Raw genomic sequence first — 11,105 nt, 5'->3', positions numbered from 1 at the left:
GAAGGGCGAATGGGTAATTCAGCCACCACCTCAAGTTCAATTTCGTTGGATACAGGCATTTCAGGCAATGTCGTATTCTGCAAATCAGCCTGACTCATTAAGGGTTGATTGGTTGTTTCAACGGATTGCCTTGCGAATGCCAAAATTGCTCCACTTGTGGCGAGTCCGGTTGTGGCGAGCGCCAGTGAAATCAGGATCTTCAGAGTTTTAGCTTGCATGATTAAAATTTCTCTTGTTGTTATTGACGCATGACCGAACGCAGCTACCAAGGCACTGGTTTTCGTGAGTTGAAGAATCCTCCATTTGGACCGTCTGCGGGAAGTGTTGCCAGCCAAACGGGTGTGTCAGCGCCCTCTTCTAGGGAGAGAAGACCTCTCTTAGGGTTTTGGTCAGTCTTCACAGGACCGGGGCAGGCTGAATTGACTTTGATAGTTGTATGCGCTAGTTCCTTTGCCAGTAGAACAGTGAGAGCATTTACGGCCGTTTTGGAGGCTTGATAAGCGGGAGATATCACTTCAGATAAGGGGGAAACTGGATCAAGAATGCTGGTTAATGACGCAACTGAACTCGACAGGTTGACAATGCGACCCGCAGGACTTTGGCACAAAAAAGGAAGCACAGTTTGAGTCACTGTAAACACACCAAAGAAATTAGTCTCGAAGGTGTCTCGCAATACTTGTGGATCTGTCGCACTGGGTGGTGGTCCGTCATTATCCAGCAAAATTGCAGCATTATTAATCAGCACATCCAACTGTCCAAATTTTGAACGAATGAAATCAGGCAATTTTGCAATCGATTCTGCCTTTGTCACATCTAATTCGATCGATTCTGCCTCTATTCCCTCAGCCTGCAACACTTTGGCTGCTGCTCCTCCTCGTTCAGTGCTTCTGGCACCCAGGATGACTCGATAGCCACGCTTTCCAAGTTGATGAGCAATTTCGAGTCCAATTCCTTTATTAGCTCCTGTGATTAACGCAACAGGTTTCATATCCGACCTCCTTAAAAGGATAACAAGTCGCCAAAGTGCGTTTATCTCTCCCAAATGGCGATCAAGTTTCCGTTGTTGTCTCGAAAATTGGTTACCGACGTTTCAACTTCAGGAATGTAGCGGCTCTCCCAAATCAGTTGCACGCCCTTTGACTTCAATTCTGCATCTGTTGCCTGCAAGTTATTTACCCAGAAGACAAGATTCCGCAAGCCTTGCACCCTTAGATGATCCGGTGGGTCTTGTGGACTACCTTCTACATTTTCACTACCAGTAATATAAATCAAGTCAATATAAAAATCATTCTTCTCAATCAGAGCAATTTCAATTCCTGTAGATACTTGGCGTCTATTCTGAAGTTGAAATCCCAACTTGTCTTCGTACCAAGCGATCGATTCATCAAGATTGGCAACAGAGATAGCAACATTGTAAATTTGCAGTGTCTCTAATCCTGATCCGGAGGGAGTTTCTAGAGATTGACTCACGTTGAGAAAAGATAAGTTTGTTCTTGACCCAGTGGATGCTGCATTGGGCTGAGACTCGGAGTATGGGGCGAGAAACAAACTAAATGTTAAGGCTAGAGGTGCAAACAATGCCTTCATGGGTAACGTCCCTTTACTGTAATCTGCACTTACTGTACAAGGACTCAGGCACTGCGGTCTTGCATATCCTTGCTAATCCAGAGGACGTTTTTGCCCTCTTGCTGAATTACTTTGGGGGAAACTCCGACAATGCGCTTGAAATGACGGCTCAGGTGGCTTTGGTCATAAAAACCAACAGCAGTCGCAATCTCAGAGATGGTCATCTGTCCAGCTTGCAGCAGTTCTTTTGCCTGCTCAACTCGATAGCGAATCTGAAATTGATGCGGTGCCAATCCCGTTGATTGCTTAAACAAACGAGCAAAATGATAAGCGCTCAGATTCACTTGTGCCGCAATTTCATCCAGGCTTAAATCCTGATTGAAACTAGTTTGGATGTGGGCGATCGCCTGCTGCAACTTAGGTTTAGACAGTCCTCCTGAATATTGCCGAACGTTTTTCTCAATGTTGCTGTATTCCCTGATTACATGTACAGCGAGAGCATTGACCAATGATTCAGCATAGAGGCGATTCGCCAATTTATCATTCTGCAATTCGGAGAGCAGTAACTGACCAAGATGTTGGATTTGTAGATCGGCTGCTGCAAACCGATTCAGGACTTCAACACGAACCTCATCGACTTCAATAGCCTCTATCGCAACTTTCGCCACTAGTGCAGGTTCCAGACATAAGTGCAGTACATCGACCTCAGAGTCCCAACTCCATTCGCTAGGGCAGTGAGCGGGTGTCAGAATAATATCGCCTTTTATAACTTGTCCTTCATAAATTCGTCCATCTAACTTCTGCATAAGTTGATAAGACGTACCACAGTTAAGGGTAATGAGATGCTGCGCCATTGGTGGTGATGCAATTTCATCCGGTGAATGATGACGATATTCCATCACAATGCCATTCCAACCTCTTGGTTTACTTGAAAGAATCGGTTGGTTTGGTAACTCATCCAGAAAGCGAATCGTTTTCTGTCGCTCTTTCTCAACTTCGCTTCTAGGCATGTAACTACATTTCAAAAGACTTACAAGGAGTATAACTTGATGGGCTTTTGGAGAGTGTGATTTTATTCCTTAAATACAATCCATTTTGTCTATCTAGAGGCAGATGACCTCCCTATGATGGGATTCAAGTCGTTCAATAGCGCAAGGAGAACCCTGGGAGGGATTGAGGCAATGAATATGATCAGAGAAGGACAAGTGAAAAGAGTTAAACAAGGGAGCAGTGTTTCTCAAGCACAATTTATTGAATTGCTCTTTGGAATTGCTGCTTAAGGGAATGCAAGCGATACCGATCGGTTGCCCCTAAGAAGTTTTTGCAACACAACCGAAATTTGGAGATCTAGCCTGGGGTAGCATAGGATTACTGGAATCATGAAGCACTTCAGCATGGTCTAACGGCATTTAATCGATCGGCAATCGCCCTTCGCGTTTGAGCCGCAATCTTTGTTTCCTCAAACAGTTGTGCCATCGCATTTGCGCCCCACATCGTGGCGTGTAATTCAAATGCCAACTGAGAAGCATCCACATCAGGACGAAGTTCCCCCAGGTCTTTGGCTTCCTGAATAAACTGCTCTATCATGTTTAGCCATTGCTGCATTAGGTCAACCAGGCGATCACGCACCACACTGGGACGGCTATCAAACTCCACCGTCACCGCTGCAAAGAAACATCCACCCCGAAATACTTTGCGCTCCCCGTAGGATAACCAGGCATTCGTTAACGCTTCCAGACGAGTAATTCCCGCTTGAGCAGCCATAGCAGGTTGAATCACCTCAGCCGTATAAATCTCCAGTGCCGTATCGATCGCCGCTAACTGTAACTCCTCCTTAGAGCCAAAGTGAGCAAACAAGCCGCTCTTACTCATGCCCAGTTCTGCAGCTAAACGCCCAATTGACAGTCCCTCCAGCCCTTCTACTGAAGCAACATCAGTGGCTGTTTTTAAGATAGCCTGTCGCGTCCGTTGCCCATGAGCGGTACGGCGACGGGCAGTGACAGTCGGGTTTGATCGGATCATAGCCATTACGGTTCAATCTGCTGTTTCCAGTATATAGACAAAGACCGAACGGTCGTGCTAAACAATAAATACTAACGAACGGTCGTGCTTTTTAGTGATAAAAGTAGGAGTCAAACCTATGGATGGTGGACTGGTTCAAGACTCGTCGGAAGAAAAATCTTTTGAGGGTACTGAGGCAGCAGCTAAGCCCAATCGGGTTATCCAGAAATTGAGGGATCGTTGGAAATTTGCCGCCATTGCTAGTCTGCTGCTTTTGGCTGGAGCAACCGTTCTGGTTCCTCGCTGGTTAACTTCTCAAGAATCACAACCTGAATTGACAGACGCCACAACACTCGTTAGGACAGTCACTCTTATAGAGGTACAATCCTATACAGTGACGCGCTCCTACACGGGCGAGGTGAAAGCTACCCGCACTAGCGAGATTGGCTTTGAGCGGTCTGGAACTCTGGTTTGGATAGGAGTAGATGAGGGCGATCGCGTACAGGCAGGAGAGGCGATCGCCCGACTCGATACGCGAAATCAGGTTGCACAGTTAGCGCAGCTACGGGCCCAAAAAACTGGGGCAGAAGCGGTTTTACAAGAGTTACGCAACGGTCCTCGGCAAGAGGCGATCGCAGCGGCACGGTCTCAGGTCAGTGAGTTGCAAAACCAGTTGGCGTTGGAGGAAATTCGCCGCGATCGGCGGGAATATCTCCACCGGGAAGGAGCGATTTCTAGAGAACAATTGGATGAAGTTGCGTATGGTCGCAACGCTCTGCAAGATCGGCTCACAGCTGCTCAAAGCCAACTGGCGGAACTAGAAAATGGTACTCGATCAGAACAAGTTGCTGCTCAACTTGCAGTTGTGCAGCAGCTTGAGGCCAGTATCGCCGATTTAGAAATCACCATTGCCAAAAGTACACTAACAGCTCCTTTTACTAGTGTAATTGGAGAGCGGCGACTAGACGAAGGAGCCGTTGTCAGTTTGGGACAGGCGATCGCTCGACTGGTCGAAAACGCAACTTCAGAGGCGGAGGTAGGGGTTCCAGTTGAGGCAGTTTCACAGTTATCCGTCGGCAGCACTCACCCGATTCAAATTGGACAGCAGCGCTACTCTGCCAGGGTGATTGCGATTAAGCCAGAAGTGAGTTCTGAAACCCGTACTCGCACCGTCATTTTAGCGATTGATGATGCCAATTTGGAGGCGATCGCACCGGATCAGATCGTTCGGCTAGAAGTTACTCAAACAGTTCCTGCTCAAGGATTTTGGCTGCCTGTGACTGCTTTAACTCGCAGCGATCGCGGCTTGTGGTCCTGTTTTGTGCTGGCAGACAAGCTAGAACGGCGCGATGTGGAAGTATTGCATACAGAAACAGATCGAGTATTAGTGCGGGGTTTACTACAAGCGGGCGATCGAGTTGTGACAGAAGGGGTACAGCGCTTGGTTCCGGGTCAGTCTGCTCAATCAATTCCCTGAATACTTCAATAAACCTCCTGCGTGAATGGTAGCGCGGCAGGACCGCGCTACCATTCACGCTCCTAAACAGCATTCATTCAGGAGCTCTAATGATGACTACCTTGTTCTATCGCAACAGACGACTGTTGATTTTGACCCTGGTTCTCATAGTCGTTTGGGGGGCTTCGTCGTTCTTTTCTCTTCCTCGTTTGGAAGATCCGGAGATCAATCAACGCGCAGCGACTATTACTACATTGTTTCCGGGAGCAAGCGCCGATCGGGTCGAAGCCCTGGTCACGGAGGTGATTGAAGATGAGCTATCTGAAGTTGAAGAAATTGACACCTTGGAGTCTACTTCGAGCTTAGGCATTTCCATTGTCACCGTTAACTTAAAAGAAACCGTTAAAGCAGTCGAACCAGTGTGGCAACAAGTTCGCAGTAAGGTAGATGATGCAGTTCCTCGATTGCCAGAGGGCGCACTGGAGCCGAGATATGAGGATCAAGAGGTAAAAGCTAATGCGCTAATTTTAGGCTTAGTCTGGCAGTCAGATGCTCCTGTCAACTACGGGATTTTGCGACGCTGGGCAAAAACTCTAGAAGATACCCTGGGTTTCCTGGCAGGTACAGATCAAGTCGAAGTATTTGGCGATCCGCAAGAAGAAATTCGCGTTGCAATTCGACAATCTGATCTAGCAATGGTGGGCTTGACAGCACAGGAATTGGCGCAACAGGTGCAGTCTAGTGATGCCAAAGTGAGTGCCGGACAGCTTCGCAACGGTGATCAAGATCTGGTTTTTGAGCTGTCCAGCGAGTTAGATTCCTTAGAGCGAATTCGATCAATTCCAATTCGCACTGCTGCTGACGGACAAGTGACCCGACTGGGAGACATTGCTCAGGTCGATCGCACCATTCGGGAACCAGCCGACAGTTTGGCATTTGTTTCGGGCAAGCCTGCGATCGTGCTGGCGGCAACGGTTGAGGCGGCTCAACGAGTTGATCAATGGACTGATAAAGCACAGCAATTGCTGCAAGACTTTCAAACTCAGTTACCTGCTGGTATCACAATCGCCACTATTCTCGATCAGAGTCAATATGTGAATGCTCGCATCAATGGCGTGATGCAGGAGTTGTTTGTGGGGTCACTGCTGGCGACCCTGGTGATTACTGTAATGATGGGCTGGCGATCGGCGGTGGTAGTAGGAATTGCCTCACCCCTTGCCTGTCTCCTTGTCTTTGGCTGGATGCGGCTTTTAGGCGTGCCGCTACATCAGATGTCGCTGACTGGTTTGATTATCGCCATCGGCTTGTTGATCGACAATGCGATCGTCATGGTAGATGAAGTACAAAGCCGCTTGCATCGGGGCATGACTCCAACTCAGGCGATCGCCGACAGCACTCGACACATGGCACTTCCTCTCACCAGTTCGACACTCACCACGGTGCTGGCATTTTTGCCTATCACACTTCAACCGGGTAGCGTTGGAGAGTTTACAGGCACAATTGGACTGAGCGGCATTCTAGGATTAACCAGTTCCCTGATCATTTCGCTCACCGTGTTGCCTGCCCTATCTGGGCTGCTGCACCGTTGGGGACATCAGCTAAATTTGCCGCAGTGGGCAGAAACCGGAATCACGATTCCTCGGTTAACCCGACTCTATCAGCGTAGCCTGAATATGGCGCTACACCGTCCAATGCTGGCGATCGCCCTATCTCTACTCCTACCTGTCACAGGCTTTGCTGTTGTGCCGCACCTGAGGCAGCAGTTCTTTCCGCCTACCGGACGCGACCAGTTTTACATCGATTTTGAATTGCCAGAGCAAACGGCTTTGACGCAAACCCAAGCGCAAACGCTTGAAGCGCGAAACCTCATCTTACAGCATCCCCAAGTAGCAGATATTCACTGGTTTCTGGGTAAGAGTGCGCCCACGTTTTACTACAACGTCATTGGCAAACGGGAAAATGAGTCGAACTATGCTCAAGGTTGGGTACAGTTGCGTCGGGGTGTACTACCGACAAAGGTGATTCAAGCTCTGCAAACTGAACTCAATCAAGCATTTCCTGCGGCTCGTGTCGTAGCACGACAGATTGAGCAAGGCCCACCCTACGATGCGCCCATTGAAGTTCGGCTCTACGGCTCTGACCTGAATACGCTTCAGCAAGTGGGAGAGCAGATTCGGGCTGAGTTTCTGCCGATCACCAATGTCATTCACACTCGCGCTAGTCTAACCGAAGCCCAACCGAAACTCGCTATCACCATAGATGAAGAACAGGCACAACTGGTGGGATTAGACCGCACAGCGATTGCTCAACAGCTTGATACGGCACTGGAAGGGGCAAGGGGCGGTTCGATTCTGGAGGAAACGGAAGAACTGCCCGTGCGGGTACGAGTAGCTGATGCTCAACGAGCCAATCTGGATCAGGTTGCTGGACTGGATTTAGTCACCAGTGGCAATCAAGACCAGCCCATTCCTTTCTCCTCAGTTGCTCAGGTTGATCTAGTTCCCGATTTGCCCGTGATTGCCCGACGCAACGGTCGGCGGGTCAACACGGTGCAAGTATTCCTCACGGCTGGAACCTTGCCTGCTCAAGTTCAAAGTCAATTTGAGCAAAGGCTACAGCAAAACCAGTTCAGTTTGCCTGCGGGTTATACCTGGGAGTTTGGAGGAGAATCTGCTGAGCGGAGCGAATCGATCGCCAATCTGTTCTCCACAGTCGGTGTTCTAGCGGTGTTGATGGCTGCTACTCTGGTGCTAACTTTCAACTCTTTTGCACTGGCTGCTTGTATTGGTGCGATCGCCCTCCTTTCGGCGGGGCTAGGCTTTCTGGCACTTTGGATCTCCGGCTATCCCTTTGGCTTCACCGCTATCCTCGGTACAATCGGCTTAATCGGCATTGGCGTAAATGAATCAACCGTTGTTGTCTCCGCTCTCCAATCGAATGCAGCGCTAAAGGTGGACTATTATTCCGCAGGGGAAATGACCTCGCACCGCATTGCCATTCAAGCAGTTGTGATGCACGCAACTCGTCACCTCGTTGCTACCACCATTACGGATACAGCAGGTTTCACTCCTTTGTTATTTGACCCAACTGGATTTTGGAATCCACTGGCGATTGTGATTGCGGGCGGATTAGGTGGTGTTACCCTACTATCTGTCTACTTTGTTCCGGCGGTGTTTCTGCTGCTCCAGCGGTCGGGCAAATTAGCCAGAACTAACGCTCTCTCTAAGAGCAAATTAGTTTAGATGCGCTACTAAGGGTTGTGTCGCAAAAACTTATTAGGGGCAACCGATCGGTATCGCTTGCATTCCCTTAAGCAGCAATTTCAAAGAGCAATTCAATAAATTTTGCTTGAGAAACACTGCTCGCTTGTTTAACTCTTTTCACTTGTCCTTCTCTGATCATATTCATTGCCTCAATCCCTCCCAGGGTTCTCCTTGCGCTATTGAACGAACACAATCGTCTGGCAAATGATCCAGTCCTGAAATGCTCTCATAGCACGAGTTTTGAGCTTAGCGTTGTTTTTTGTTCCGTTAATAAAAGAACCCTTATTCATGGTTTGGTTTCCTTCATGTTGGATGATTTCGTGAGATAGCCTTTGATTACGCAACGTGAGTGGTCATAAAACGACGGATGTGATCCGCGATCGCATTTCCGCACTCTTCCAGGGCAAAGTGTCTAGTATTGAGGAAGGTGTCGAGGCTGATGGCCGCCAAATTTTGAACATCGTTGGTGTATTACCAACGAGTTCCTTCCAGGGTGAGGAAAAATTTGAGTTTATCTGCATTCCCAGGGGAGCGATCGCACCAGTATGCCCTGACGGGTTCCCAAAATTGGAGTAATTGCCATCGGTTCAGCAGAATTGACCTTCACGATCAAGGTTTAAGCATCCAATAAACCAGTCTGCGAAATTGTCATACATTTCACCACTTAAGATCTGCCAGTTAAACGCCAATTTAGGAATGCAGTTGCGACTTAAACGTCAACTGCTGAAGTTCCTTTTGATTCCAGTTGCCGAACTTGGCAGCAGCTTCGTAGGTGCTTTGCAAGAACTCTATCAACGTCTGATCCGGTGATTCTGCCTCGCGGACAGCGTCATAGGGCAAAATAAATTCGCCCAACTCTTTATTGTAAAATGCAGCATCGGGACGAACCTCAGCCTGCTTAAACCCATCGGGTTCTGGGTAAGCATAGGAAAAAAACGCTGGGTATGATAATCCGACTCCGGGCCAGAATCCAGCACTACTGACTTCCTGGGAGTAGGCTTCTTTTGCCACTACATCCGGCAAATTCGGCACCCCTCCCGGATGCTCCGGAGCCGATCGCCCAGAAAAGCGAGTCACTGCTAAATCAAAACTTCCCCAGAAAAAATGAACGGGACTAACCTTGCCGGAAAAATGTGAACGAAATTCTCGAAAGACGCGATCGGACTGTAGCAGCACTCGCCAGAATCGATTGGCATAGTCCGCATCATAAGCAGCATGGGTTTCATCCTGCTCAAATCGAATTGGATTGGGGACTTCATTTGGTTTAGTGTTAATTGTGATGTGAAGATCGAGGGCTCTGAGCGTTTCCATCACAGTCTGATAAAAATCAGCAACAGAGCGAGGGTAGAGGGCGATCGCTCGTCTTGCCCCTTCGCTGGTTTGAATCAGCAGTTCATGATCAATGAAATCAAAGTCGATTTGAAAGATACGGCTGCCATAGGGAATCGTGGAAGTGGTCAGTCCCCGAACGGTTAAATAGAGGGGAATATGCCAGGAATGATTAATCCACGGAGTTTGGGCAAATCGGATTTTGCCGATGATTTGCGTCCACATGTGCAAGGTGGCATAGGTCTCTTGCCATGCGTCCAGGGGTAAACTCGGCCAAATATCTGTTGAGGCAGGCTGATTTGACATCGTGGTTCCTTGCGAGTAGAAAAGGAGAGCGTGATCAATAGTTCTTCTGTTGTTCGTCGGCAAAACACCACAGCCATTGTTCTCCCAATTCGGCTGAACTAATCACCGCGTGTCCGCTTTCTTCGTAATGACGGCGAGCGTGTTGATTTTTAGACGAGTCGCAGCACAGCATTTTGCCGCAGGTTTGACAAATTCTCAAGTGAACCCAGCGATCGCCAACCCGAAGGCATTCCTCACAGCGAAATACCGGGTAATTGGCTTTTGAAATCATAGTCTCTAGCGTCAGCTCGTTCAGGTGTTGACAAGACATGAAGGATTCCTGTGAATGTGCAAGAGATGTACTTGATTAAATGGGATACAGCCATTGAGTTAAGGCGTTTGGCTTTGCACAGTGCGATCGCTCCTAATGCTTTCAACGTCGCTGCTTGAGCGTGCGTTAATCCAGTTGCACCTTGAATATTCATGCCTTCAAGCATGGAACCGTGAAATTTACTTGCCCGATTTATTTGCATGACTGTTTGCACAAAATCAATATAGGTGGTCGCCTTCAAGCTGTCGCCTATAGCAAGTTAAATTTTTTACAGTACAAATTAGTAGATTAACCATGCCATCGCAAAGTAGAAGGCTGGCTCTAACTTAAGTTAGAATCCGAAGTTGATCGAAAGTACATTCATACAGTCGATCGACCATCAATGTCTGAATGCAAAATCCGGTAGCGATGTCCCACTCCTTTGATGCGGGCGACGCCTGTTTGCCCCCAGATGAAGCGGCTGTCACTACGAGCTATTGCCGTGAACCGACGACAACAGACCCTAGCCGTCTCAACGCCTCAACAGTACGGCTCTCGATGCCGAGGCAGCCTGTGGGAGATCTTGAATCTGAAGCCCCAGTCCCCTGAGGGAGTATCTCTGCCTTCCAGGCTATTTCCTATGCCCTTGCCTCACACCAGTCTGATTGGCTACTGAGTTGAGCAATCACAAGTCAGGATATGAAGGATCTACGCAAGGAGCTTTATATTCTGAAGTTTGGCAAGCGATATACTTTGGGAAACGGATGACAGTCCTTTATCGGGGGAGCACTCAATGATTACCCTGCCTGGAATTACTATCCACAGCAAAATCTATGAGAGCTTAGCTTCTTTGGTGTATCGGGGCATCAGAGAGCAAGATAACTGTGCAGTGATT

The 11,105-nt window shown here is 48.4% G+C and carries 11 protein-coding genes; 4 read left to right on the top strand and 7 right to left on the bottom strand.

What is annotated here, in order from left to right:
* The 5 genes from H6F88_RS15495 to H6F88_RS15475 all read right to left on the bottom strand — a co-directional run.
* On the bottom strand, window positions 1–218 hold a 218-nt coding region (locus tag H6F88_RS15495; protein WP_190643657.1), incomplete at its 3' end, for a hypothetical protein.
* Between the two features lie 44 nt (window positions 219–262).
* Complete coding sequence (locus tag H6F88_RS15490; RefSeq protein WP_190643656.1) at window positions 263–988, bottom strand: SDR family oxidoreductase; 726 nt, start codon at window positions 986–988, stop codon at window positions 263–265.
* A gap of 41 nt (window positions 989–1,029) precedes the next feature.
* A complete protein-coding gene (locus tag H6F88_RS15485; protein ID WP_190643655.1) occupies window positions 1,030–1,587 on the bottom strand; it encodes a VOC family protein in 558 nt (185 codons plus the stop codon).
* 44 nt (window positions 1,588–1,631) lie between these two features.
* Window positions 1,632–2,576, bottom strand: a complete 945-nt coding sequence (locus H6F88_RS15480; RefSeq protein ID WP_190643654.1) for an AraC family transcriptional regulator — start codon at window positions 2,574–2,576, stop codon at window positions 1,632–1,634.
* A 379-nt stretch (window positions 2,577–2,955) separates the two neighbouring features.
* Window positions 2,956–3,594: a TetR/AcrR family transcriptional regulator gene (locus H6F88_RS15475; RefSeq protein WP_199333631.1), complete on the bottom strand. Its 639-nt coding sequence runs from the start codon at window positions 3,592–3,594 to the stop codon at window positions 2,956–2,958.
* Window positions 3,595–3,706: 112 nt separating this feature from the next.
* Between H6F88_RS15475 and H6F88_RS15470 the strand changes: the two genes are divergently transcribed.
* From H6F88_RS15470 to H6F88_RS15460, 3 genes are all read left to right on the top strand, one after another.
* Window positions 3,707–5,044: an efflux RND transporter periplasmic adaptor subunit gene (locus H6F88_RS15470; protein WP_190643653.1), complete on the top strand. Its 1,338-nt coding sequence runs from the start codon at window positions 3,707–3,709 to the stop codon at window positions 5,042–5,044.
* Window positions 5,045–5,133: 89 nt separating this feature from the next.
* Window positions 5,134–8,265, top strand: a complete 3,132-nt coding sequence (locus H6F88_RS15465) for an efflux RND transporter permease subunit (protein ID WP_242050572.1) — start codon at window positions 5,134–5,136, stop codon at window positions 8,263–8,265.
* 366 nt (window positions 8,266–8,631) lie between these two features.
* Window positions 8,632–8,862, top strand: a complete 231-nt coding sequence (locus H6F88_RS15460) for a hypothetical protein (RefSeq protein ID WP_190643652.1) — start codon at window positions 8,632–8,634, stop codon at window positions 8,860–8,862.
* A 114-nt stretch (window positions 8,863–8,976) separates the two neighbouring features.
* On the opposite strand, the gene H6F88_RS15455 is transcribed toward H6F88_RS15460, so the two are convergent.
* Window positions 8,977–9,921, bottom strand: coding sequence for a DUF5996 family protein (locus H6F88_RS15455; RefSeq protein ID WP_190643651.1), 945 nt, complete (start codon window positions 9,919–9,921; stop codon window positions 8,977–8,979).
* A gap of 34 nt (window positions 9,922–9,955) precedes the next feature.
* On the bottom strand, window positions 9,956–10,231 hold the full coding sequence (locus H6F88_RS15450; RefSeq protein ID WP_190440354.1) for a UBP-type zinc finger domain-containing protein: 276 nt from the start codon (window positions 10,229–10,231) through the stop codon (window positions 9,956–9,958).
* A gap of 424 nt (window positions 10,232–10,655) precedes the next feature.
* Between H6F88_RS15450 and H6F88_RS15445 the strand changes: the two genes are divergently transcribed.
* Complete coding sequence (locus H6F88_RS15445) at window positions 10,656–10,886, top strand: hypothetical protein (protein ID WP_190643650.1); 231 nt, start codon at window positions 10,656–10,658, stop codon at window positions 10,884–10,886.
* The last annotated feature ends 219 nt before the right edge of the window (window positions 10,887–11,105 follow it).

It is taken from the genome of Oculatella sp. FACHB-28 (assembly GCF_014696015.1).
Classification (GTDB): domain Bacteria; phylum Cyanobacteriota; class Cyanobacteriia; order Elainellales; family Elainellaceae; genus JAAUTN01.
The sequence above is the reverse complement of the archived record's forward strand: the minus strand, read 5'-3'. Positions and strand labels throughout refer to the sequence as shown.

What these genes read in the sequence shown, in the direction of transcription:
- H6F88_RS15450 (WP_190440354.1), bottom strand. Translation starts at nt 10,231, where the DNA reads ATGTCTTGTCAACACCTGAACGAGCTGACGCTAGAGACTATGATTTCA.
- H6F88_RS15465 (WP_242050572.1), top strand. Translation starts at nt 5,134, where the DNA reads ATGATGACTACCTTGTTCTATCGCAACAGACGACTGTTGATTTTGACC.
- H6F88_RS15475 (WP_199333631.1), bottom strand. Translation starts at nt 3,594, where the DNA reads ATGGCTATGATCCGATCAAACCCGACTGTCACTGCCCGTCGCCGTACC.
- H6F88_RS15445 (WP_190643650.1), top strand. Translation starts at nt 10,656, where the DNA reads ATGCGGGCGACGCCTGTTTGCCCCCAGATGAAGCGGCTGTCACTACGA.
- H6F88_RS15485 (WP_190643655.1), bottom strand. Translation starts at nt 1,587, where the DNA reads ATGAAGGCATTGTTTGCACCTCTAGCCTTAACATTTAGTTTGTTTCTC.
- H6F88_RS15455 (WP_190643651.1), bottom strand. Translation starts at nt 9,921, where the DNA reads ATGTCAAATCAGCCTGCCTCAACAGATATTTGGCCGAGTTTACCCCTG.
- H6F88_RS15480 (WP_190643654.1), bottom strand. Translation starts at nt 2,576, where the DNA reads ATGCCTAGAAGCGAAGTTGAGAAAGAGCGACAGAAAACGATTCGCTTT.
- H6F88_RS15470 (WP_190643653.1), top strand. Translation starts at nt 3,707, where the DNA reads ATGGATGGTGGACTGGTTCAAGACTCGTCGGAAGAAAAATCTTTTGAG.
- H6F88_RS15490 (WP_190643656.1), bottom strand. Translation starts at nt 988, where the DNA reads ATGAAACCTGTTGCGTTAATCACAGGAGCTAATAAAGGAATTGGACTC.